This is a genomic window from Bradyrhizobium sp. 190, assembly GCF_023073415.1.
Classification (GTDB): Bacteria; Pseudomonadota; Alphaproteobacteria; order Rhizobiales; family Xanthobacteraceae; genus Bradyrhizobium.
The window spans coordinates 27,291-49,903 of sequence record NZ_JADPJL010000067.1 but is presented as its reverse complement, the minus strand read 5'-3'; the positions used below and the strand labels follow the sequence as shown (position 1 = coordinate 49,903).

At 59.6% G+C, this 22,613-nt stretch carries 16 protein-coding genes and 10 pseudogenes; 15 read left to right on the top strand and 11 right to left on the bottom strand.

All coding sequences use genetic code 11. The features are described from left to right. The first annotated feature begins 121 nt into the window (after positions 1-121). Positions 122-856: a hypothetical protein gene (locus IVB22_RS34910; protein WP_247521687.1), complete on the top strand. Its 735-nt coding sequence runs from the start codon at positions 122-124 to the stop codon at positions 854-856. Positions 857-1,590: 734 nt separating this feature from the next. Then, positions 1,591-1,903 (top strand): annotated as a pseudogene (locus IVB22_RS34905) (serine hydrolase). A 74-nt stretch (positions 1,904-1,977) separates the two neighbouring features. Here the strand turns inward: IVB22_RS34905 and IVB22_RS34900 are convergent. After that, positions 1,978-2,744: pseudogene (locus tag IVB22_RS34900) on the bottom strand (aminotransferase class III-fold pyridoxal phosphate-dependent enzyme); the annotation flags it as partial. Positions 2,745-3,884: 1,140 nt separating this feature from the next. Between IVB22_RS34900 and ectB the strand changes: the two are divergent. Then, entirely contained in the window at positions 3,885-5,177 is a 1,293-nt protein-coding gene (ectB, locus tag IVB22_RS34895) for a diaminobutyrate--2-oxoglutarate transaminase (RefSeq protein WP_247521685.1), read from the top strand. A gap of 534 nt (positions 5,178-5,711) precedes the next feature. Here ectB and IVB22_RS34890 read toward each other — a convergent pair. After that, positions 5,712-6,920: a transposase family protein gene (locus IVB22_RS34890; RefSeq protein WP_247521684.1), complete on the bottom strand. Its 1,209-nt coding sequence runs from the start codon at positions 6,918-6,920 to the stop codon at positions 5,712-5,714. 455 nt (positions 6,921-7,375) lie between these two features. On the opposite strand from IVB22_RS34890, the pseudogene IVB22_RS34885 reads away from it, so the two are divergent. The 4 genes and pseudogenes from IVB22_RS34885 (at position 7,376) to IVB22_RS42195 (ending at position 10,367) form a co-directional block, all read left to right on the top strand. Further along, positions 7,376-8,342: pseudogene (locus IVB22_RS34885) on the top strand (IS110 family transposase). A gap of 171 nt (positions 8,343-8,513) precedes the next feature. Further along, a pseudogene (locus IVB22_RS34880) lies at positions 8,514-9,033 on the top strand (transposase); the annotation flags it as partial. A 255-nt stretch (positions 9,034-9,288) separates the two neighbouring features. Then, on the top strand, positions 9,289-9,732 hold the full coding sequence (locus IVB22_RS42200) for a hypothetical protein (RefSeq protein WP_374207795.1): 444 nt from the start codon (positions 9,289-9,291) through the stop codon (positions 9,730-9,732). Positions 9,733-9,764: 32 nt separating this feature from the next. Further along, positions 9,765-10,367, top strand: coding sequence for an IS110 family transposase (locus IVB22_RS42195; protein ID WP_374207794.1), 603 nt, complete (start codon positions 9,765-9,767; stop codon positions 10,365-10,367). Positions 10,368-10,897: 530 nt separating this feature from the next. Here IVB22_RS42195 and IVB22_RS34870 read toward each other — a convergent pair. Beyond that, positions 10,898-11,035: pseudogene (locus IVB22_RS34870) on the bottom strand (ATP-binding protein); the annotation flags it as partial. Between the two features lie 502 nt (positions 11,036-11,537). On the opposite strand from IVB22_RS34870, the gene IVB22_RS34865 reads away from it, so the two are divergent. Continuing rightward, positions 11,538-13,640 (top strand): recombinase family protein, encoded by a 2,103-nt coding sequence (locus IVB22_RS34865; RefSeq protein WP_247521683.1) that lies wholly within the window; start codon positions 11,538-11,540, stop codon positions 13,638-13,640. Here IVB22_RS34865 and IVB22_RS42190 read toward each other — a convergent pair. The 4 genes and pseudogenes from IVB22_RS42190 to IVB22_RS34850 form a co-directional block, all read right to left on the bottom strand. Next, positions 13,635-13,700: a hypothetical protein gene (locus IVB22_RS42190; protein WP_374207800.1), complete on the bottom strand. Its 66-nt coding sequence runs from the start codon at positions 13,698-13,700 to the stop codon at positions 13,635-13,637. The genes IVB22_RS34865 and IVB22_RS42190 overlap by 6 nt on opposite strands. Further along, positions 13,694-14,259, bottom strand: a pseudogene (locus tag IVB22_RS34860) (ATP-binding protein). Before IVB22_RS34860 ends, IVB22_RS42190 begins: the two are co-directional and overlap by 7 nt. A gap of 268 nt (positions 14,260-14,527) precedes the next feature. Beyond that, the gene (locus tag IVB22_RS42185) at positions 14,528-14,650 is read right to left on the bottom strand and encodes a hypothetical protein (RefSeq protein WP_374207799.1); all 123 of its coding nucleotides are present in this window, start codon (positions 14,648-14,650) and stop codon (positions 14,528-14,530) included. A 923-nt stretch (positions 14,651-15,573) separates the two neighbouring features. Then, positions 15,574-15,926, bottom strand: a pseudogene (locus tag IVB22_RS34850) (transposase); the annotation flags it as partial. Here IVB22_RS34850 and IVB22_RS34845 point away from each other — a divergent pair. The 6 genes and pseudogenes from IVB22_RS34845 to IVB22_RS41735 form a co-directional block, all read left to right on the top strand. Further along, positions 15,922-16,254 (top strand): annotated as a pseudogene (locus IVB22_RS34845) (ABC transporter ATP-binding protein); the annotation flags it as partial. The pseudogenes IVB22_RS34850 and IVB22_RS34845 sit on opposite strands and share 5 nt — an antisense overlap. Then, positions 16,251-16,861 (top strand): annotated as a pseudogene (locus IVB22_RS42180) (ATP-binding cassette domain-containing protein). The pseudogenes IVB22_RS34845 and IVB22_RS42180, both read left to right, overlap by 4 nt. After that, the gene (locus tag IVB22_RS34830; RefSeq protein ID WP_247521714.1) at positions 16,794-16,973 is read left to right on the top strand and encodes a hypothetical protein; all 180 of its coding nucleotides are present in this window, start codon (positions 16,794-16,796) and stop codon (positions 16,971-16,973) included. The pseudogene IVB22_RS42180 and the gene IVB22_RS34830 overlap by 68 nt, the downstream one beginning before the upstream one ends. Positions 16,974-17,004: 31 nt before the next feature. Next, positions 17,005-17,976 carry a branched-chain amino acid ABC transporter permease gene (locus tag IVB22_RS34825; protein WP_247521681.1) on the top strand — a complete coding sequence of 324 codons (972 nt, stop codon included), beginning with the start codon at positions 17,005-17,007 and terminating at the stop codon, positions 17,974-17,976. Beyond that, positions 17,960-18,241, top strand: coding sequence for a hypothetical protein (locus tag IVB22_RS41740; RefSeq protein ID WP_308200492.1), 282 nt, complete (start codon positions 17,960-17,962; stop codon positions 18,239-18,241). Before IVB22_RS34825 ends, IVB22_RS41740 begins: the two co-directional genes overlap by 17 nt. Before the next feature lie 15 nt (positions 18,242-18,256). Continuing rightward, positions 18,257-18,787, top strand: coding sequence for a branched-chain amino acid ABC transporter permease (locus tag IVB22_RS41735; protein WP_308200491.1), 531 nt, complete (start codon positions 18,257-18,259; stop codon positions 18,785-18,787). Positions 18,788-19,411: 624 nt separating this feature from the next. On the opposite strand, the pseudogene IVB22_RS34815 reads toward IVB22_RS41735, so the two are convergent. Next, positions 19,412-20,086 (bottom strand): annotated as a pseudogene (locus tag IVB22_RS34815) (alanine dehydrogenase); the annotation flags it as partial. On the opposite strand from IVB22_RS34815, the gene IVB22_RS42175 reads away from it, so the two are divergent. Beyond that, positions 20,087-20,302, top strand: a complete 216-nt coding sequence (locus IVB22_RS42175; RefSeq protein ID WP_374207793.1) for an Lrp/AsnC ligand binding domain-containing protein — start codon at positions 20,087-20,089, stop codon at positions 20,300-20,302. A 426-nt stretch (positions 20,303-20,728) separates the two neighbouring features. On the opposite strand, the gene IVB22_RS34805 is transcribed toward IVB22_RS42175, so the two are convergent. From IVB22_RS34805 to IVB22_RS41285, 3 genes are read right to left on the bottom strand one after another with little or no spacing between them, the layout of a single operon-like run. Further along, positions 20,729-21,079 carry a cupin domain-containing protein gene (locus IVB22_RS34805; RefSeq protein WP_247521680.1) on the bottom strand — a complete coding sequence of 117 codons (351 nt, stop codon included), beginning with the start codon at positions 21,077-21,079 and terminating at the stop codon, positions 20,729-20,731. A gap of 33 nt (positions 21,080-21,112) precedes the next feature. Continuing rightward, positions 21,113-22,180: an FAD-binding oxidoreductase gene (locus IVB22_RS34800; protein WP_253075353.1), complete on the bottom strand. Its 1,068-nt coding sequence runs from the start codon at positions 22,178-22,180 to the stop codon at positions 21,113-21,115. Then, on the bottom strand, positions 22,177-22,494 hold the full coding sequence (locus IVB22_RS41285) for an FAD-binding oxidoreductase (protein WP_253075352.1): 318 nt from the start codon (positions 22,492-22,494) through the stop codon (positions 22,177-22,179). The genes IVB22_RS34800 and IVB22_RS41285 overlap by 4 nt, the downstream gene beginning before the upstream one ends. Between the last annotated feature and the right edge of the window lie 119 nt (positions 22,495-22,613).

The window sequence follows — 22,613 nt, the reverse complement described above, 5'->3', positions numbered from 1 at the left end:
GATCCCAGGGCGCCACTCCTCGCCGCCGCATATCGCATTGGGCCCTCGCGCGCAGGAGTTCCACAAATCTACAGCCGACAACGTCTAAATCCTGCGCAGGGCCTGTGCTAGAATTTTGCTTATGACGACGCAAACACCCCCATCCCTCGGCATCCTTCTCCTTGATCGCGGCGAGCCCGCCCGCCCGTCGAAGACTCGCGGCTCGCTGTCAACCCCCGAAACATTCGACTTCCCGGTCCTACTCGAGACCGTGCCCGGCGCCTGGGCGGACAGCGTCGTGCGCGGCGACCCGGGGCTAGAACCGGCGTACGTCGCCGCCGCGAAGCGCCTCGTCGAACGAGATGCCGCCGCGATCATCTCGAATTGTGGCTTCACGATTCGCTACCAGGGTGCCGTGGCGGCGGCCGTGAATGTACCCGTAGCGATGTCGAGCCTGCTGCTTCTTCCGCTGCTACTGCGCCAGGCGCCGAAGCAGGCGAAGATCGCCGTCGCCACTTTCGACTCCACGCGATTGCGCGAGGAACTGCTCGGCATCGACGACCGCGCCGATCGAGCACGCATCGTGATCGGCGGCATTGAAGGCAGCGACTTTTGGCACGACGAGATGAAGCGGCCGCCGGCATGGAGCGGCACCGCCGGCCTAGAGAAGGACGTCGTCGCCTGCTTGGCGCGGCTGCGCGCGAAGCATCCGGAGGTGGCCGCGGTGCTGCTCGAGTGCACGGCATTCCCTATGGTGTCGGCGGCCGTGCGCAGCAGCACGAAGCTGCCCGTTTACGACATCACCGATCTCGCGCGGATGACGCACGCTTCCGTCGCACGACCAATTCGCCATCATTCGCGAATGAAATCGAGCTAGTCCGAAAACTTTTTCGGTCGTGCGAGCTTCTGCCGAGAATCGGCAGTCCTGAGATAACGACGAGTTGCAAGCCGACCATGAAAGAAGAGGTGATATCTCCGCTCTCTAGGCCAATTGCGAACTCGCCGCGAAGTTCTGGGGCCGCACCTTCTCCGCGCTGCGTGCGCTGAGGCTTCCGCGAGCACGCCGAGGCGCTGCGCAGCCTCATCGAACAGCAGTGCCAGTATCCACGAAACAAATCGCCATTGTTAGAGAAAACTGCGTCCATCACAAAAGCTGCTTGAGGTGGAGTTTATGCCAGAACATCTTTTGTGCGAACCCCATCGAGTATTCCGAAGGATCCTTTCTTTAGAAAACCAGCGGCGCTACATCGAAAGCGTCAAGCCGAACTTGATAGTTCGTAGCCATTCTGGAAGGAACAAGAAAGCTGATGCGTTTTAGAAAACTCAATGAGCACTTGGGTGCCTCGAGTCGTTCAGTTTCAACTAAGCCTGAGCGAGTGCTTCGTAATATGGATGTCGAAGAGGTTGTTGTTGCAGGTGTTTCGCCCACGGGGCAGAGTCTTCCAGAGCTCGCAGAGACCTGGATCACTGCGGAGAACTAAGGATATTTTCGATGGTCGTGATTCTTCGAAAGGACCTATCAAAAGAACGGACCTTTCTAGCAGTTGTAGCGCGATCGATCTTGCTAGGACCTGATCCGGCGATGTCGCTTTCGCTGGACGTAACATCTCGATGGGGAGGACGATCGCTTGGCAGGCGGGAAAATCGACCGCCAGCCGCATCAAGCTTCGGATCCTTGTCGCGCTGATGAACGAGGTAGAAAAAGGCCGTCAATTGCTGGACCAGATCATCACTATCAAGGCCAGCGATCTCGTCGGCGGATCGGGAGTGCTACGGCACCTTTCGGCCGGCGCAAACCATGCCACTCTGCGATGTCGCGACGCTCATGATTATTCTGAGCGACAATTCCGCCACGCCAATGATCCGACGTACTTGCAGTGAGCACCGCCGACGACTTCCTTACGACGCTGACCGCCATCGCTGAAGGCCGGCTGATCAGCGCCCAGGCTTCGCAGATCATCCGGGAAATCATGTCGCACCGGCATTAGAGTGGAGCAAACCAAGAATTTCTCCGTGCGGCATTGCTCGTGCAATATGCCCCCGATGACAACCAGCCTTGGACAGGCGGGCGCCCACCTCAGCTACGATCGAACACCGCTTGGTCTGGCGATCCGCAACGAATTCGATCGCGCCGACTAAACCAACGCCTCGCACTTCTCCAACGATTTCTAGTTTATGCGAACCGTTTCTTTGAGTCGTTTTTGAAAAAAGGAGCCAACAATCCTGACACGGTCAGTTAGTTGCGTTTTATCAAAAACATTTAGAACGGCATTGGCAGCAGTGGCCGCAGATGCGCGAAATAGATGCCCCGACTCGATCGGCGGTCTCCTCCAGAACTGCGTAGACTTTTTCGCCAACGATTGCTCCCGAAAGCGGGACGTAGCCGGACGTCAGCCCCTTGGGCGACTGTCACCAAATCGGGCTCGATCGAGTATAGGGTGCAACCGAAGTCCGCACCGGTCCGACCAAACCTGAAAATTATTTCGTGCGCGATCAAAAGAACGTCTTAGCGCCTGAAGCAGGGCTTGAATTCAACGCCAATAACCTGCAGGCGGCGGCGTTGTCCCGGCCGTACCCAGCACCGGCTCAGCAATGAACGCACCGATCGTTTCCGGCCCTTGACGTATGACTGGCTCAAGCTCGGCGGCAGGCCGCCGAGAAAAAGAGTCTTCCGTTTCAGCAGGCTCAGCGCCCAAATAGTGATGGGGCGTGTCCGTGTGCAATCGGCGCAATCTGCTCGGAAACGGAAGGTCCATGTGATCATGTTGATGTCTGGCTATCAGACCAAGAATGGATTCAATAACATCGGCGTCCAGGATTCGATCAAAGTCTTCAGGGAATGTCCGGGCTCATGAGCACCACCGGAGCGCCGGGAGTCGTCAGAAACTGCTCCTTGAGCTAGCCGCTCGCCACAAATTCACTTGGACAATAGCGCCCTGGCGTGGCACCCAGCCGTAAAATGCTTGTCGCAGCAGCAGCGGTAGAGCCTTGCGCGCCTCTGTGCCGACAGCTCGAACTTTCTCGCCAGCGTCTGCTCGTCGAGCCAGTCACTCACGGCCAAAGCCGACGGTGCTCTATGTTGTTTGAGAAGGTTGCAAGAGCGTCAGTCGTTCGTATGCGCATCCTAGTCTCCTTGCCTAAGCACAATCTGCGACCATCGCTCCCACACAAAACCGACGCTAAGAGTCGTTTAGGATGAGTGAGAGCATGGACCGCCTCGAGAGAGCCAATTGCCGATTAATCGAGCGAATTACTTAGTCCGGCACTGCAGCGCCCCTCCTGCAGCTGAGACACTCGACCATGAAATCGGACGGTCGAGGCGAGGAAGGGGTAGGTAGCCCACCCCGCCCAGATCGTGTATTGAATCAATTATCCGGCTTCCTTGATGTCTTCGCTGAACCGAGCGAGTTGCCGTAGCCATTGCGCGGAGCGAGACAGCCTTTGTCAAGTGTCAAGTCAGTGTGGGTGTCAATCGGTAGCAGGCCCGAGACGCAAGGAGCGTCCCGATTCTGGTTTCCGGTTTCTCAGCCCAACTGCGCAGCACGCGTACTTCGTGGGCAACGCGAACCGCCTACGCCTGAAAACGTCGATCGTTCAAACCGAATGCGAAGCCCAAGTCAAAACGCGGCTCGGCCGTAGCAAAAGAGGGAATGGAAAGGTGTGGTCAGAGCTTCGCCACCAGCGGGTCCCAGCCCGGAGGGGTTTCCCTGAAGACTGAAGAAGCATTCCTTTTTGAAAATCGGTGGGTCGTAATTGGATAACTCTCAGCAAGACCACTCCCATTGTTAGTAGGTTTCTTTGTTGCCCGTTCTCAAGTAGGAGGCGATCTGTTACGCGTTCCGTTGATTGCGCAATCGGAACGTGCTTCTTCAAGCAACTTGCTCGCGGAGGAGAGAATGGGCGGAATGGCTGTCAAACCCTCTACCATGCGGACTTTGGAAGCGCTCGAAGCACTTGAATCAAACGTCCGGTCATACTCTCGCTCTTTTCCGGCAGTCTTCAGTCGAGCGCGCGGCTCGATTATGTTAACGGATGATGGTCGAAAGCTCATCGACTTCCTCTCGGGTGCTGGAGCGCTGAACTACGGCCACAACAATCACGAGATCAAAGCCGCACTCACGCGATATCTTGCATCGGACGCGGTGGTCCACGGGCTTGATATGGCCACCCCGGCAAAGCTCGAGTTCATGGAGACCTTCAGCTCGGTCATTTTGCGGGAGCGGAATCTACAATACCGATTCCAATTCACCGGGCCAACAGGTGCTAATGCGATTGAGGCAGCTTTGAAGCTCTCACGCAAAGTCACGGGGCGACAAAACGTCATCTCGTTCACGCGCGGATATCACGGCATGAGTTTAGGAGCCATTGCCGCAAGCGGTAATCGCTTCTATCGCGTGGGTAGCAGTGTTTCTTTGTCTGGCGCAACTTTCATGCCCTATGATGGCTATTTCGGGTTGGCCGTGGATACAGCTAACTTCGTCCGAAACGTGTTGATGGACGAGAGCAGTGGAGTCGATTATCCAGCTGCGATACTCGTGGAAACTGTGCAGGGAGAAGGCGGCATAAATGTAGCAGGCAGGGAATGGTTGCAATCAATTCAAGACATAGCAAGAAGCGTTGGTGCCCTATTCATAGTTGACGATATCCAGATGGGTTGCGGTCGGACCGGTGAATTCTTCAGCTTTGAGTTCGCGGGGCTGTCGCCAGATATTGTGGTCCTGTCAAAATCCCTAAGTGGATTTGGTCTGCCACTATCGATGTTGTTGATCAAAGAGGAATTTGACTCCTGGCAGCCGGGAGAGCACACCGGTACTTTCCGCGGTAACAACCTTGCGCTTGTCTCTGCAACGGCGGCCATAGATCTTTACTGGCGGACGCAGACTTTCTCGCAGGGTGTTCAGCGCATGGGTAAGCTGATGCGGCGCCGGCTTGACGCCGTTGCATCCCAACATGGAAACAGTTTTGCTGTTCGAGGGCGAGGCTTGGCTCTGGGGTTTGATTGCCAAATGGCCGAAATCGCGGAGATTACGACACGCAAAGCATTTGAAAAGGGACTGCTTGTCGAACGTTGCGGACCCCATGATCAGGTCATAAAATTCCTCCCTGCACTTACGATCGATCTTGAGACTCTGCACGAAGGCCTTCAAATATTCGAGGACTCTTTGGCCGAAGCATTGAAATCGACAAGATCGCGCTGAGTTGCCTGTCGCGCAGCCAGGAACGCACAGGTGCGTCCGGGGATATCGACTCTTCAAGGGAACGAGCGGGCGTGCTCCGCCGACGTCCCGGCCGTCAGTGCGCCTTCCAGAGACACGGTATTGCATCGCCTCGCCGATGCGACAAAGAGCCAGACATCACGATGAGAGTTGAGGTGAGGCGAACATGGGTTCAAAGGTCCACGATAGCTAGAGCTCCCTGGCTCACCAGCGCCGATCGCAATTACGTCATCGTTTCCAAATTTGACCCCCGTATTGCCTCACCTGAGCATGTTACTTTCGCTTGACGGATGTAGCTCCGACTGTCGGCCGGTCCAAAGGCTGCATCACTGCTCGCAGCATCGGAGGGACTGGGGACGTCGCGTAGTGCCCATCACACGCAGCGGCGGCCCCGGTCCCGGGATCATCGGCCAGTACCGCACCCTCAGCCGTGCGCAGGATGATCGTCTCGGCTGTTTTGCGTTTGAGCGATCCCAACAAGCGCTGCGCGATGGCGTGCTGCGGCGGACTGAACTGTTAGGCACAATGTTCGGCGAGGCGACCGAGAATTGCCAGCGCGGTCAGACGGGGCTCCGCCGCGAGCCAGCGTTCAATGTCAGCAAGGTGTGGATCGACCATTGATGGCATTCTCATGCGTTTTTTGTATGGCTTGCGCATGCGCCGATGGATGAGGCGCTGCTCCCCCAGATGCACATCATTGCCGAGCCCCTTCGCGAACGCTGCTGCGCTCTCTGTCGGCGCCAGTGGGCTGGTTGCTGCCGCGAGCTTGCCCGCGCTGGCGCCGACGCGCGTGCCAAGCTCCGCCTGGGCGTCTCTCATCTCAGCCAGCAGAGCCACAGGATCGAGCGTGCGATAAAGCTCTCGAAGACGCCGGTTGACGACCTTGCTCAACTTCGGATGCGCCAGTGCTCGTTCATAAGGCGTGGCTGGAACATGATAGCGCTTGATCACCTCCGCGCCCTCGCGTCGCTTGTCCTTCAGCTTGAAGGACGGCTGGAAGAAGTTAGTGTGCAGCCGAGATGCCGCATACAAACGTTCGAGCACGCGCGTCGTCTCGACACCATCGAAGCGACCGTATCCCACGAGTCGCCGGACGACCGCGCCATTCTTCTGCTCAACGAAAACCTGATCATTCTTCTTGTAGGCGCGCGAGCGTGTCACCTCGATCTTTTGCGTGCGACACCAGGACACGACGACATCGTTCATAAGCGCGCTGTCGTTGTCGAAGTCAGCACCGCTAATGAGCCAGGGGAACAGGTTCTGTGCGCGCTCCATGGCTCGCACGACGAGGCAGCTCTCGCGCGTTACTAGCGGCATGCATTCGGTCCAACCAGTCGCGACGTCGACCATCGTCAGCGTCTGAATGAACGAGCCAGCTACAGATGTGCCGCCAAGGACCACCATGTCAACCTCGCAGAACCTTGGCGGCGGATCGTGCCAGTCGTTGAACGTCCGGATCGGAACTTCACGCCGTACCGCCGAATAAAAGCCGACCCGCCGGCGCTTCCCGCCGGCTGCGGCAATTTTGGTGTCGACCAGCAGGCGATCAATCGTGGCCGCGCTGACGCCGAGCACCAGCGCTCGATCGGTCTGGTCGAGCTTGAGCCGGCCATGCTGCTCCAGCGAAGGCAGCAACGTCGGAATCGTTACTTTGAGACGCTTGCCGCGGATCCGATCCGAGGCCTCCCACAAGCGCCACAAGCGCATCCCTGATAGGGGCGCCATGGGTCGGACTTCGCTGCCGCCGGGCCTCCGGCGAAATTGCGACACGGATGGCAAGCGCCCGAACCGCGTGCTTGCGATGCCAGCCTGTCACCGCGCAAAGCTCGTCGAGAATGCGCCCCTTATCTGCCCGTCCCGCTGATCGATAGCGGTCGACCACCGCCGCCGTGATCTCGCGCCGCGCACCCATGCTGATCCTGCCATCGGCGACACCGATCCGATTCGGTATCGCCGCCCCAATCCTGACGGTCAGTTCTCCGGTACCATTCTTGATGAGGCAATGCGGGGTCAATATTGCAGGCCGAATGACACCCTCTGGCCCAGGAAGGACCAGAGCATGAAGCGCAGCCGCTTTTCGGAAGAGATGGGGTATTCGGTCCCGACCGCCTGACCTGTTTGCCGTGTAGCGCGTTTTGACTGACGATCATGGACCGATTCCATCCAAAGGAGGAAAAGCCATGATTTACGTCGGCCTCGATGTTTCGCTGAATTCCATTGCGATATGTGCGGTGGACGAGACCGGAAGGCTTATCCAGGAGGGAACGACGTTGGCGGATGCGCCATCGATTGTGCAGTACCTCGAACCATGGGCTGGTCAAGTTGAGCGGGGGGCCTGGAGGCAGGACCGACCTCCGGATGGGTGACCGCGAAGCTAATCGAACTGGGGCTATCGGCGGTCAGTTTGGAAGCCCGCGAGATTAAGGCGGCACTTTCGGCCATGCCGGTGAAGACCGATCGGAACGACGCCCGTGGGATCGCGCAGGTGTGAGAACGGAATGGCTCAAGCCTGTCCACGTCAAGAGCATCGGCAGCCAAAGGGCGCGGACATTGGCGGCTGCTCGCAAGCATATCGTCCGCTCCATCGCTGCCGCGGAGCAAGTCATCCGAAGACTTCTGCGTCCCCTCGGTCTCGAAGTTGGGGTCGTCTCGCGGAATCTGTTTGCGGAATCCGCTGCTTGCCGGACGCGAAGCGCAGATGCGGGGGTACGCCCGACTGCATCGGCTGGTTCTGAAGGCGGTGCGTAGCGACCCGGCATATCGGCTCTTGATGACGAGCCCAGGGATCGGCCCGGTCCCTGCGTTGACCTTCCGCTCCACTCTGGATGATCCCAGGCGATTCCTGTATTCCCAATCCGTGGGCGCCTATCTCGGTTGACGCCACGACGATACCAGTCCGGCGAAATTGATTGGGTGGGACGGATCACAAAAGTCGGAGATAGGGAGGCGCGCACGGCCCTGTTCGAAGCTGCCAACATCGTTCTCAGGCCATTAACCCGATGGTCTCCGATGAAGGCTTGGGCAGTGCGTGTTGCACACCGGCAAGGGAGCAAGCGTGCGAAGGTCGCGCTGGCCAGAAAGATGGCTGTCGTCCTTCACCGAATGTGGGTCGGTGGAACCGAATTCCGATGGACAGCGGCGACGTAGGAACGCCATCGCCATTCCGCTGGGATGGTCGAGTTCGTATGATCTGTCGTGACATCCCGTCCAGGCGGGTGACTACGCCGAATAGCTTGGACCGACCATCGAATCCCATCATGTGGCGGCTTTGCTGAGCACGAACAGAAGCCAGGGACCCGCGGCGCGTGCTCTTAAGGATTGGCAGAGACAGACCGAATACAGAAGCAGATCATCGGGATTTTCAAGGAGCACGAGGCGGGCGTTCCGGTCGTCGATCTGTGCTCGCAACCCAGCATCTACGATGGAAGGCCAAGTTCGGCGGGATGGAGGTGTCCAAGGCCAAGCGGCTGAAGACGCTGGAGGACGAGAAAACGCGTCTGAAACGGTTGCTGGCCGATGCCACGTGGACAACGCGGCGATGAAGGACTCTCGGGAAAGAAGTGGTGACGCCCGCGGGGAAGCGGAAGCTGTCGTCCATCTGCGAGAGGCATTCGGAATGAGCGAACGGCGGGGTGAAAAGCCATCGGCTGCTGCCGCATGACCATGAGATACAGGATGCCCCCGGGCTGACGATGCCAGCCTTCGCCAGCGCATGAAGGCGATTGCCTATGAACGCCGCTTCGGCTATCGGCGGCTGCAGGTTCTGCTCGAGCGGGAGGGCTATCTGATCAACCAAAAGAAGCTCTTCCGGCTCTACCGGGAAGAGAAGCTGAGGGTGGTCGCCGTAGCGCGTTGAACAGACTCCCGCGACGGGATCTGGCGCTGCGCTATGCCGAGGGCTCCGCGCCAGTCCCGTCGCTACCACCGCCCGTCGGGGCAAACCCACCAGTCGAGGCGAACTCAGGTCTGGATAAAACTTAGATGTGGTGGAACGGCCCGCCCCAACAGCATGACCGTGCTAGAACGTGGTCGTTGTTCGAACGCCCAAAGAAGGGACCGTTCCGTGAGACAGGCTAGCACCATTGGGTTGGATTTGGCCAAGCACGTTTTCCAGGTTCACGGCGCGGATGCCGAGGGCTCGCCGGTATTCAACCGGAAGCTACGGCGCAGCGAAGTTCTGCGTTTCTTCGAGAAGCTGCCACCATGCCTGGTGGGGGTGGAAGTATGCGGTAGCGCCCGCTATTGGGCGCGCGAGATCGCAGCTCTCAGTCATGAGGTACGGCTCATTCCGCCGGCTTATGTCAAACCCTTCGTCAAGCGAGGCAAAACGGACGCCGCGGGCGCGGAGGCCATCAGCGAAGCGGTGACCCGAAAAACCATGCGCTTCGTCCCGATTAAGACGGCCGAGCAACAGGCTCCCGCGATGGTGCTGAAGAGCCGCGCTTCTGGTGCGGCAGCGAACGCAGGCGGTCAACGCGCTGCGCGCGCATCTGGCCGAATTGGGGATCATCGCCACCGTCGACCTGGCAAAGGTTGAGGCGCTGGTCGCAATCGTGCGGGACGAGACAGATGCTCGCCTATCCGCAGCAGCACGCTTCGCTGATGGCTATTGTCGCCGAGATTGAAGCTTCAGCCGACCAGATCGACAGGCTCGAGCGCGCAATCGTCTTGGAGGCCAAGCACGATGAGGACATGCGTCGGTTGACCACGATCCCTGGCGTCGGCGCCATAACGGCGGCGACCATCAAGGCGCTCGTGCCGGATCCCGGCGGGTTCAAGTCGGCTCGCCACTTTGCCGCCTGGCTGGGATTGACGCCGCGGTCTCATTCAAGCGGAGGCAAAGAGCGGCTGGGACGAATATCGAAGATGGGAAATCCGGAACTCCGCGCTCTCCTCGTCGTCGGGGCAACAGCCGTCTTGCGGGTCCCCCGAAACGATGCTCGGGCGCGGCCGTGGCTGAGGCGCTCCTTGCCAGAGCCCTTCAAGGTTGCCGCCGTCGCGCAGGCCAATAAGATGGCGCGGATCATCTGGGCCCTTCTGAACAAGAGCGAAACTATCGGCGTCCCGACACACTGGCGATTGCTGCGGTCGCTGTCTGATGGACGCAGTGACCGCCAGAACGATCTGAGCGGCGCAGGCCGGCAGAGGGCAAGGTGCAACAACAGACGATGAACCCATGGGACGAAATCCCGAAACGAGTGAAGCTACTGTCCCCAATGCGCTCAAGCGCGTAAAATTGATTTAGCACCTCGTTTTGCGGATCTCATCGAGGCCAGCGGCCATGCGCCGCGCGCAAAAGGCCGGACATATGACCGCCCGTTCCAATGGCATGAAATCGATTGAAAAAGCTCTTGCCACGCGGGCCCACATATGGGGGCAAGGTGAGATCGGTTAGGCACGACAGCCCTGGTGCCGCGACCGCCCAACCAGAGGCGGAGGTCTTCGCTATCGTAAGCCTTGCCGCCAAGAAGTTTCCTTGCGGCGGATCAACGTTTTGCCGGTGGGCAATCGTGCGCCTCACCGTCGGTCAGAAGCACGTGTCAAGCGACGTCCGGATTTGACCCCGCAGCGACATGAGAAAGTGACCCCCTTGTTGTTTGCAGGACTGAAGCAAGCCGCTCGCGAAGCGCGCCATTCATAGCGCTGTAGCGAGCGAGCGGCTTGCTTCGCGGCTTCTTCTCCGATTTGGCTTCTGGTGTAGCGGGCTTCTGCAGAAGTCCGCTGCGGCGCTTCTCCTTCAAGCGATAGCTGTCGCTGCGGATCGTAATTACGTGACTATGGTGCAGCAGACGATCAAGGATCGCGGTGGCGACCACAGGGTCACCGAACACGCCAGAGTACCCCTATTCTTGAGCGGGTCGTGTCTCACGTCACGATCACTGACCCGCATCATTTTCTGTTTGGACACCGGCTTGCGGTACTGAAGGAGCGGTCGGGGCGCGGTCCCGCCTACGTCGTTGTCGCGCTGCCGGACGGACGGCCGCGGGCGGTTCGGATCGCGTCGACGGATCTTGCCGAGACGCCGATCACTTCCCGCCCGAACGCCGGCGATCTGCCGCGCATCAGTGCACGTACGCTGATCCCATTGATGCAACATTTGAGCGCGAGTCTGAGCCTTCTCGACGAGAAGGTGATTCGCGATGACCCACCGACCGCTTCCAGGTCGCGTTGCGTATCGACCCCTGCCGACGTTGGCAAATCCACCCGGCCGTCCGACGGCCGACATTCCGCGCCTGTGGCCGAATCTGTCGACCGCGACGCAAACCCAGATCGCTCAAATCCTCGCCACGCTGCTGCGGCGAACGCAAGCGGTTCCCGGCACGCCCGGAAGGGGACTGGGTCGTGCTGATCAGCTTGAACGTCGCTGACGAGCGGCTCACGACTGCGCACCGAGCCAAGTTGGCCTATGTCTACGTGCGGCAGTCATCCGTGAACCAGGTGCGCCAGCACCAGGAGAGCACGGAGCTGCAGTACCGCCTCGTCGATCGCGCCATCGGTCTGGGCTGGCCGCCGGAGCGCGTCCAGGTCATTGACGAAGATCTGGGCAAATCCGGTGCTGGCGGTGTGGATCGTCATGGTTTCCAGAAGCTCATTGCCGAGATCGGCCTTGGCAATGCCGGTCTTGTGGTGAGCCTCGACGCTTCTCGCTTGGCCCGCAATAACCGGGACTGGCATCAGCTTCTCGAGCTGTGCTCGGTGTTCGGCGTGCTCATTGCGGATGGCGAGCGGCTTTACGATCCGCGCGCCTACCACGACCGCCTGCTGTTGGGCTTGTCCGGCATCATGAGCGAGGCGGAGTTGCATCAGCTTCGGATGCGCCTTCATCAAGGGGAACGCCAGAAGGCGGCGCGGGGCGAACTGCGGCTGCCCCTGCCAGCCGGGCTCGCCTATGATCGAGCGGGCACAATTATTCTCAATCCCGATGAGGAGGTGCAGGCCTGTCTTCATCTCGTGTTTGCCAAATTCCGGGAACTGCAAAGCGCTCGCCGTGTGATGCGGTACTTGGACAGGAACGGATTGTCCTTGCCGGTTCGACCGCTGCTTGGACCATCTCCACACGAGATCGTCTGGCGTGCGCCAGATAGTGCACGCGTCCTTAGTATCCTTCAAAATCCGGCCTATACTGGGGCGTATGTTTATGGCCGCCGGCAAAAGGATCCGAGCCGATGCCGGCCAGGATCGCTGACGGGAACGGTCAAGGTAGCGATCGGGGATTGGGCGGTTTGCCTCCACGCCGCTCACCCAGGCTATATCAGCTGGGAGGAGTTCATGGCCAACCAGGGGCGACTGGCAGATAACGTCTGCCGCTATGAGGCGGGACACGCTGGCGTACCGCGCAAGGGGGCAGCCCTGTTACAAGGAATTGCGATCTGCGGCCGTTGTGGACGGCGCATGAGCATGCGCTACACGGGCCCGAATGCCGACTATCCGGTCTATTGCTGCCGGTCGGATCGGGACCAGCAAGGCAGTGTTCTGTGCCAGGAAGTCCGGGCCTTGGCGGTTGACGCACTGGTCGAGCGGGTGGTCCTCGATGCCCTGGTGCCGGATCAGATTGAGATCGCACTCGCGGCGGCGGGCCAACTGGAGCAGGAGAGCCGTCAGCTCGAGCGCCACTGGGCGCTTCGCGTGGAGCGCGCTCGCTACGAGGCCGAGCGCGCTCGGCGTCAGTATGACGCCGTAGAGCCCGAGAACCGTCTTGTGGCGCGCTCACTTGAGCGGGCTTGGGAAGAGAAGCTGCGTGTCGTCGAGGCAGTCGAGCAGCAGCATGCGCGTTGGCGCGTGCAAGAGCCGCTTCTGATTGGCCCGGCGGAACGCGCAGGGCTACAAGCGCTCGGCGAGAACCTGCCGCGGATTTGGAATACGGCCACCACGTCGGCAGCCGATCGCAAGCGCATTCTGCGATTTGTCATCCGCGAAGTCGTTCTTGATCAGAAGCGGACCCGAGGTCAGGTGTGGCTTAAGATCGTCTGGCAGACCGGCGCAACCAGCGAGCATCACGTGCAACGGCGCGTTCACACCTACCGCGATTACATCGACATTGATCGGTTGCGGCGACGGATCGTCGAGTTGAATGCTGAACACAAAATGGATGGCGAGATCGCGGCAATACTCAATGAGGAAGGCTTCGTCGCGGCCCGAGGCTGCGCCTTCACAGGCGAGAACGTCTGGGTGTTGCGCACCCGCTGGGGCATTCCCACCGTCAAAATCAACGGCGTGGACAAGAATCCGATGCGCTGGCCCGACGGCAGCTTCTCGATTCAGGGCGCAGCGGCTGAGCTCGGAGTAACCCCGCAAACGGTGTTCGATTATCTCGCGCGCGGATTGCTGGCAGGTCGTCAGTTAACCAAAGGCCAGCCATGGCAGATCGAGCTCTCAGACGAACAAATCAGTCAGCTTCGCAATCGGGTACGACGCACCAAGCGTTCGAAGAAGGAGGCATCATGAAGTCATCGGGTCGCTGAAGACAGAGCCCCACTCGCCGACGCTGCGATTGCTGGTCAGCAGGATCGCGCCTCTCTCGTAACGACGGCTAACAAGCTGGAAGAACCATGCGCGGCATTGGGCTCAAAGGGCAGATACCCGAGCTCGTCGATGATCAGGAGCTTTGGCTTGGCAAATTGCGCGAGCCGCTCCTCGAGCCGGCCTTCGCCGTGACCGTTGGCAAGCTGCACAACGACAATTGTGGCTGCGACGAACTGAACGGAATGCCCAGCCAGAATCGCTTCGCGCCCAAGAGCGACCGCAATGTGCGTCTTGCCAACGCCAGGTGGCCCAAGCAGCAGCACGTTCTCGCCATTGGCGATCCAGCGGGCGCTCGCAAGCTCTCGTATCTGCTTGGGATCGAGCAGGGCTGGGCCGAGAAGTCGAAGCCCGACAGATCGCGAACGAACGGGAAGCGAGCAAGTTTGAGCGTCATCTCGATGCGCCGTTCATCCTTGCGGGCGATCTCGCGCTCGCACAGCAGCACCAGAGTCTCGCATAGGCTCAGCTCTTGTCGGCCGGCTTCATCCAACAACCCATCAAACTGGTCGCGGACAGCCGTCAGCTTCAGGCGCGTCAGCATATCGCTCAGGCGGTCGGGAACAATGGCTCGCATCAGAACCCCCCTCCCACAATCGCTTCGTACTCGTCGAGTGGTCGCAGCAGCGTCGGCGACGGCGGCGCGACAGGCGATAATGCGAGCTCGCCAGCACGGCTCGGTTTAAAGCCTGTCAGACCCTCAAAGTATTTAGGATCAACGACGCGACGGCGCCGACCGACACAGACTGGATGAACGGCCGCCTCATGGATCCCGTGGTGGATGCGCACCACGTCATCGGCGATCGTCGCTCTCACCGTCCACCGATCAGCCGCCATGGCACAGAGTAGGCGTTGCCATCGATCTCGACCGCGCAGTCGGCCTGCACGCGCCGGATCAGTTCACGAGCGGCCTGGAAGGGCGGCCTCCCCGCGATGGGCTTCAGCGCAAGCGCCTCATCACGCCTGAAGCGCTCAATCGGTGCTTCGCCAGTCGTGCCATGCTGACGTAGGTCGGCGATCTCCCGCGTCCAAGCCTCAAGGTGCGCCTCAAAAGCCTCCCAGCTCGGGAAGGTGCGCCCGGCGACCGCGTTCCGCTTGACGTAGCCGAAGCCATTCTCGGTCTTGCCCTTGGTGCGGGCTCGATATGGCGCGCAGGCCCGTGGCCGAAGCCCCAGTGCTTGGCAACGCGGTCAGCTTATCATTGAACACGACGGTGTGCGTCGTGGCATCGTGTTCCACGACCAGCGCACGCGCATTATCGAACAGCACCTCCTCAGGCACGGCACCAAACTTCACAGTAGTTTGCGCCTGGTCAACTACCAACGCTAGTAATTGATCTAGATATCAGAAGCGTGTCAGCTGCCGGTGAATGAGGATCGGGCCGTCAAACGTCACCTGAAAGGAGTTCGGGATGCGAAATCAACCACAATCTGTTAGGACCCCGGGACCCTATCCAATCCGCTGGGATGCGCTGGCCGATCGCGGGCGCATCGCGCGCCTTCACATCTGCTTCAACCGCTACTTCTCCTTTCTTGTGGAGACGAATGATGGGCTGTCCGGCGCGTTCATGGAGCGCGCCGGTTGTAAAAGCTTTTGGGCATGCCGCCTGTCAATTGCATCCTCTCTCAGCTAGCACGATGCGAAAGAAGCTTCACGGGACCAAACTCGTCGACGTGGTCAAGCACACACTGGACTCGAACCGACTGCCTGCGGCTGTTGACGGCGATAGCGGCTTCGGGAACTTCGACAATGCGCGCCTATTGGCACGCAAACTCCGTTATTCGCGCCCATTGGATACGAGCGGGCCTTGCCCCGAGTTGGCGAGCTATCGCCAATTTTTGGTGACGGCCGGAGCCGGTCAGGCGGCGGCGGTTGTGAGCTGACGGTCGGTCGGCTTGGCGATGACCTCGATCCCGTCGTTGAATGTCACACCAAGAACGAGTTTTGGTAACTGGTTGGTGCCATCGAGACGGCGCCAGCTTTTCTGCGCGGCTTCCAGCAGCTTGAAGACAATTGCGAGCGCGGTCCTGTTAGACAGCAGCCCTTCGATCGGATCGTGCGGTGGCGCACGGTGGCGAAGGTGCTTTCAATGGGGTTGGTGGTCCGTAAATGTTTCCAGTGCTCGGCTGGGAAGTCGTAGAAAGCAAGCAGCGTGTCTCGATCCTTGCTCAGGCAATCGGCGGCCTTCTCGTATTTCAGCATGTATCTCTCGCACGGCGATCAACGGAAATTGGAAGTCGCCATGCTGATTGCTATGGATCCGAAAGTGTACATGTTCGACGAGCCGACAGCGGGCATGAGCGCCGATGAAGTGCCAGTTATTCTGGATCTCATTCGCAAGTTGAAGACCGTGAACCACAAGACGATCCTTCTTGTCGAGCACAAGATGGACGTCGTCCGGGATCTCGCGGATCGGATCATCGTACTTCACAATGGCCAATTGGTTGCGGATGGTGCGCCGAGCGACGTCATCCAATCCGCAATCGTGCAAGAAGCCTACCTGGGGACGGGCAAGAGGTCGAAAAGAGGCTCAACATGACCCCGTCACTTCTGAACCTCGAAAATGTGCATACATATATCGGCCTTTACCACATTTTGCAGGGCGTGAGCTTTCGGGCCGAGCGGAATCGCATCACTCTTCTGCTTGGTCGCAACGGCGCAGGCAAGTCGACGACGTTGCGAACAATCATGGGCTTGTGGCCGGCCTCGCGCGGGCGCATCAGCTTCGGTGCGACCGACGTTTTCGGGCGTCCCACTTCGGACATATCCCGTCTCGGCATCGCCTACGTTCCCGAGAACATGGCGTCTTTCCGGACCTCTGCGTAAAGGAGAATCTGCTGCTGGCGGGCAGACAAGCATCCCGCCTCTCGGACCTCGATCAAGGACGTCTCGAATGGATCTTCCAGCTGTTTCCCGCTGTGCAGAAATTCTGGAACCGGCCTGCAGGCAAACTCTCAGGCGGCCAGAAGCAGATGGTAGCAATGGCACGTGCGATTGTGGAGCCACGCGAGATGCTTCTGATCGACGAGCCGAGCAAGGGGCTGGCGCCCAGCGATCATCGACAACATGGCAGGTGCTATGATCAAGCTCAAGGAAAGCGGTGCGAGCATTCTGCTAGTCGAGCAGAATTTGCATCTCGCTCGTGAGGTCGGTGACGACGTCGCGGTCATCGATTCAGGAAAGATCGTCCGCGTCGGCCCGGCGAAGGAATACTTCGAGCGCGAAGATCTACTCAAATCACAACTAGGTTTCGCGTAATGCCCATGAACCGTTCCGATATGATGCCTCTATGCCCCTGGCCTTGTTGCCGCTTCTGATGGGGCTGGCTTATTTCGCCATCGGCAGTGCCAGTAGATGGTGCACGCTGACGATCGCCGGGCTGGCGATGGGGATGATCATCTTTACCATCGCTTCCGGCATGACGATCGTCTTCGGCTTGATGGACGTTCTTAACTTCGGTCAGGGCATCTTCATCACTGCAGGTGCCTATTTGTCGGCGACGATTTTCGTCGCCTTGAGCGGCTATGTCGTCTCACCCTACCTAGGCGACAATCTGCTCGTCATAGCTCTCGCGTTAATAGCAGCCACGGTCGGAGCTGCAGTAGCCGGGCTGATTTTCGAACGATTGTTGGTCAAACCGGTTTACGGCGACCATCTGATGCAGATCCTGCTAACGACGGGTGGTCTGATCGTCGGCGAAGAGATCATCAAGATCATCTGGGGAGTACAGCAAGTCAGCGTGACGTTGCCGCCGTTCCTAAGCGGAGCCTTCGCCTTCGGCGATGTCGCGGTGGAGCGCTATCGGGCCTTCGCCTTCTTGGTCGGAGCTCTTGTTTTCGCCGGCCAATATTTCGTCTTCACTCAAACGAAGGTCGGGCTCTTGATACGGGCGGGTGTTCACGATCGTGAAATGGTCGAGGCGCTTGGCTACCGCGTGCGCCGCTTGTTTGTTGCTACCTTCGTGTCGGGCTGCGCGCTGGCTGGCTTCGGTGGCGTGATGTGGGGCCTCAATCAGCAGACCCTCGTACCGCAGATCGGCAGCCAACTGGGCGTGCTGGTCTTCATCGTCATTATTATCGGCGGGCTTGGATCTACGGGCGGCGCTCTCCTGGGCGCTCTCCTGGTCGGCATTACCACGAACTACGCGAGCTTTATCGAGCCGAAAGTCGCCTGTTCTCGAACATCGCTGTCATGGCGGCAGTTCTTCTGTGGCGCCCAAACGGGTTGTATTCGGCGGGTGTGCGATGAGCACCTCCATTGACCGGACACGTCTGATTTCCACGGACCGGCCGGGGAGCCGGTTCCTCGTAGTGCTGCTCGTCGCAATTGTTTTGATGCTCCTTCTTGGCCCGTTCATGCTGGGAGGAGCCAAGGCGATCAGCATCTGTGTCAAGATCATGATATTCGCAGTACTGGCAGCAAGCTTCGACCTGTTGCTCGGCTACACCGGAATCTTCAGCTTCGCCCATACCGTCTTTTTCGGGGTGGGCGCCTATGGCGTCGGCATCGCAATCGTACGAATGTGACCTAGTTGGGGAGCCGTGGCCGTTGGCACCCTTACGGCCATCGCGGTATCAAGCGTGCTCGCGCTGGCCATCGGCCTGTTCTCGTTGAGAGTGCGGGCAATATTCTTCTCGATGATTACGCTTGCCCTGTCGGCGGCTGTGCAGACGCTTGCGATCCAAGTCTCGAGTGTGACAGGCGGGGAAGACGGCATTATTTTCCGCCTGCCGCTGGCCTTGATGCCGAGCTTCCGCCTGTTTGATTCGGAGGTCTTCGGTTTGACCATAGATGGCAAGTTACTCTGCTACTATCTGATCTTTGCGACGAGCCTGGTCTTGTTGCTCTTACTGCTTCGAATCGTTAACTCGCCGTTCGGACGCGTCCTGCTGGCCATCCGGGATAACGAATTTAGGGCTGAGGCGATCGGCTATCCCGTCGTCGTCTTCCGCACGATTTCGAACATCGTCGCGGCAGCTTTTGCTTGTCTTGCCGGGGTGATGTTGTCGCTGTGGCTGCGCTATTCGGGACCCGATGCGTCACTTTCGTTCAAATCATGCTCGACATCCTGATGATCGTCATCATCGGCGGTATCTGAACCCTCTACGGAAGCGTTTTGGGTGCGACCGCGTTTCTCGTCGCCCAGGGGTACTGCAGGACTTGCTAAAATCGGCGGGCGGCGTGCTTGACCCCATACCGATCATCGGCCAAATCTTGTCTCCCGACCGGTGGATGTTATGGCTTGGACTGCTCTTCATCCTCACAGTGTACTATTTGCCGATGGGCATCGTCGGTGTTTTGCGCAGACGCGCGCAGAAGCGCCTGGGCGAGATCAAGCTGTCAGCAGGACCGCGACGCGGCTAGTCTACCGCTGGATGGAACGCTTCAGGTGACAGTTCCGGCGAAACAATGTTCAGAGCCGACTCTCTGCGCTCTCAACGAGAAGGCTCACAGAGCTGCCACAGCGTCGAGGCGATGTCGACCGGAATGATAACGAGATCGCATCTAGCTACTTCAACAGCCGCAAGGTCTCGATCTTTGCCGGCTCCAACGAGATCCAAGTGGGCGGGAGGGCGGCATCAACCAACCGTCGACGCGAATTTTTTCATAGGTATGCTCGCCGTAACTGATAAAAAATGGGCGCTCCGGTGAGCGGCCCAAGTCAGGGAGGAAACGAGTTGGACGCCAGCGTCACGTCATGCCGCAAACGGGGTGTGGTTCATGCCGAGGCTGTCCGCGACCGCCTTGTTGACGATCCGGCCGGCAAGTACGTTGAGGCCGGCCAGAAGGTGCGGATTGTCGCGCACCGCGGCAATGCCCTTGGCAGCCAGCGCGAGCCCGAACGGCAAGGTCGCATTGTTCAAGGCATGGCTCGACGTCAGCAGGACGGCGCCGGGCATATTCGCAACGCAATAGTGGATGATTCCTCCGACTTCGTATGTCGGATCCGCGTGCGTAGTCGCATGCGATGTTTCGAAGCAGCCACCCTGGTCGATGGCGACGTCAACCAGCACTGCGCCCTTTTGCATCTTGCTCAGCATCGCTCGGGTGACCAACTTGGGGGCGCTTGCGCCCGGCACAAGGACCGTTCCGATGACGACGTCGGCAGCGAATACCTCGTCCTGGATCGCCTGCATCGTCGAATATCGCGTGCGGACGCGACCTTCGAACAGTTCATCAAGCTCGCGCAGCCTGCGTATCGAGCGGTCGAGCAGCGAAACCTCAGCGCCGAGACCTGCTGCCATGCGTGCCGCGTGCGTTCCGACCATGCCGCCACCGATAACGGCAACTCTTGCCGGGCTGACGCCGGGAACGCCGCCGAGCAGCAGGCCGCGACCGCCGCTGTAACGCTTCAGAGCGGCACCGTTCTGATGTCTGGTAGCGACGACTATCTCGCGATTGTCCTTGTGTGCGATATCGAGGATTACGAGCGCGTCCACCGCAGCGAACTGTCGCGGCTGCCACACGTGGCCCGCATCCAATCCAGCTTCGCAATGTGCATGAAGTTGGCGACCGTGCGGTGCCGCCTGGCGTGTTTCGACAGGCAGCGGAGAGGTTGCCGAACTTTAAAGGATCGGACCGTCTAAACCTCTTCGGCGTGCCCCTTCAGACCTGCTGCCATGGTGAGGTGGAATGTAACCGCCGTGTGTTAATGTCTGTGAAATATACTCCAAGAATTTCACATTTGACAAAGGGTCCGTTCGTCTTTTAGCTGGCAGTAAAGATGAGGGGCGGATCAGCCCGAGAATTTCACCCATTGCTGTGTTCAGGCGGCCTCTCAGCTTGCGCCAATGCGGGGCGGCCTCAACGGAGAGCGCTGCCGTCTTGGCAGGCCGACGCCAGATGGCTTGATGGCGATCATACGACTTGGCTTTTGATCCTATCGTCACGACCCACGATGCTTCCAAAAGCTGGAGCGTCTGACCCGTCCTTTCGACACCATATCGGGGAGCGCGCGCAAGCCGCGCACTCCGCGATCATCCGGCGTCTTCCGGACGTGGTGTAACCAGGCGTTAGTAGATGGCGTAGACCTTGCGGATCGTTTCGATCACATCCCAACGGCCGGTCCAGCCCGGAGGCAAGACCACAAAATCGCCTGCAGTGACGGCGTTGGCCTTGCTAGTGGCTTCGTCAGTGATGATTGCCTTGCCCGACAGAATGAAGGCCACTTCAGTGTCAGGACGATCGTTTATGGGCCACCCGCCGGGCTGGCATTCCCAGATGCTGATGTTGCCTTTGGCATTCGGAGCAATCTTGAGCAAGCCGAGTTGCGGATCGCCCTTGTCGGCCCCGGGACGCTGACCAGCGGGTGGAAGATGGCCGGAAGTAACGTCGACGCCCTTGATAAGTGTCATGGCGGTCATTCGGATCTCCTTTGGGTTCTGTAACTGATGTCGTCAGTGAGCGCCGGTCAACGACTCGAGCACGCCCGCGACGCGGGAAGGGCGCTTTGCGAGGCGCTCCTCGGCGTCTCCGATACCTGCCGCATAGTGGCCAAGATTTACGCCGAGCCAACGGAAGGGCTCGGGCTCCCATTGCGGCGAACGGTGATTGACGATCGGCAGATGGTTGATCTCTTCGTCGCGCAAGAGGATCAGGTTGCGCAGGATGCGTCCTGCAAGATTGCTCGTCGCGACGCCGTCTCCGACATACTGACCTGCCCATGCCACGCCGGTCTTGCGATCCAGACCGACGGACGGGTGCCAGTCGCGCGGAACCGCAAGTGCACAGCCCCACCGATGGGTCACCCGCACTCCGCTCAGGGCGGGAAAGAACTCCGTCATGGTAGCTTGAATTTTCTCGTGCACGTCATCTACGAGGTCGTACTGCGAGGAAACCTTCGAACCGAAGTGATATGGCGCACCTCTACCGCCGAAAACCAGCCGGCCGTCGGCTGTCACCTGGGCATAAACCCGCAGGTGGCGCATATCGTTGAAAGCCATACGATGGTTGAGGTTTAACTCCGTTCGCAAGCGCTCCGAGAGAGGTTCGGTTGCGAGGACGAGCGAGTACAGCGGGATGAGGGCACGGCGGTACTCTTTAAACTGCGTCGTAAATCCCTCGGTCGCGCGAACAACGACGGGGGCGCGAACGCTGCCGCCAGGGGTGGTGATGTTGTTCTTCGAGAAGCTCGTCGCGGGAGTTCTCTCGTAGATGCAAGCGCCGAGGGCCTCGACGACCCGCGCGAGGCCGCGCACGAGACGGCCGGGGTGTACAACCGCGCAATGATCGGTGTAGAGCGCACCGACGCATCCCTCGGCCGCCACCAATGCGGTAGCTTCTCGGCCATCCATCAGCCGCCACTGGTTAGGCAGGCCAAACGCCTCGGACGCGCGGACGGCGGCCCGGGCGCGGCTGACCTGCGCCGACGACCTGGCCAGCGAGAGAAATCCCTGTTTAGTGTAGTCGGCATCGATGCCTTCGTCACGCAAGACATGGCCGATCTCGTCGACTGTGTCGTTCATGGCCGACTGAAGCGAGAGCGCGGCCGCGTGGAGGAAGATTTGGCGACGTGCTGCAGCGAGAGTGGGAAGATTGCGGACGCCCATCCACCGTTGCGCCCGGAGGCGCCGTACCCGACATGCTCCCGCTCGATGATCACGACGTTCAGGGTCGGGTCGGCTTTCAACAGGTAGTAGGCGGTCCACAAACCCGTATAGCCTCCACCGACAATCGCAACGTCGGCATCGATGTCGCAGTACAGCGCAGTCCGAAGCCCGGTCTCTTCGTGCCAGAGCGGAACATTGGGAAGGACCGTAAGGCCGTGATTAAATGTCATATGGAACGTCCAACCTTCGAGGCGTGAATAGTCTCGTAAGGCCGTAAGGCGCCCTGAGCGGTGCGTCCATGGCGCACTTCGACAAGCAACGACTCGAATGTTGTACAATTGTCTGAGAC

Excerpts from the sequence above, each read along its gene's own strand:
- IVB22_RS34910 (WP_247521687.1), top strand. The coding sequence starts at position 122 with ATGACGACGCAAACACCCCCATCCCTCGGCATCCTTCTCCTTGATCGC.
- ectB (WP_247521685.1), top strand. The coding sequence starts at position 3,885 with ATGGCTGTCAAACCCTCTACCATGCGGACTTTGGAAGCGCTCGAAGCA.
- IVB22_RS34890 (WP_247521684.1), bottom strand. The coding sequence starts at position 6,920 with ATGGCGCCCCTATCAGGGATGCGCTTGTGGCGCTTGTGGGAGGCCTCG.
- IVB22_RS42195 (WP_374207794.1), top strand. The coding sequence starts at position 9,765 with ATGCTCGCCTATCCGCAGCAGCACGCTTCGCTGATGGCTATTGTCGCC.
- IVB22_RS34830 (WP_247521714.1), top strand. The coding sequence starts at position 16,794 with ATGATCAAGCTCAAGGAAAGCGGTGCGAGCATTCTGCTAGTCGAGCAG.
- IVB22_RS34825 (WP_247521681.1), top strand. The coding sequence starts at position 17,005 with ATGCCCCTGGCCTTGTTGCCGCTTCTGATGGGGCTGGCTTATTTCGCC.
- IVB22_RS41740 (WP_308200492.1), top strand. The coding sequence starts at position 17,960 with ATGAGCACCTCCATTGACCGGACACGTCTGATTTCCACGGACCGGCCG.
- IVB22_RS42175 (WP_374207793.1), top strand. The coding sequence starts at position 20,087 with ATGTCTGGTAGCGACGACTATCTCGCGATTGTCCTTGTGTGCGATATC.
- IVB22_RS34805 (WP_247521680.1), bottom strand. The coding sequence starts at position 21,079 with ATGACCGCCATGACACTTATCAAGGGCGTCGACGTTACTTCCGGCCAT.
- IVB22_RS34800 (WP_253075353.1), bottom strand. The coding sequence starts at position 22,180 with ATGAACGACACAGTCGACGAGATCGGCCATGTCTTGCGTGACGAAGGC.
- IVB22_RS41285 (WP_253075352.1), bottom strand. The coding sequence starts at position 22,494 with ATGACATTTAATCACGGCCTTACGGTCCTTCCCAATGTTCCGCTCTGG.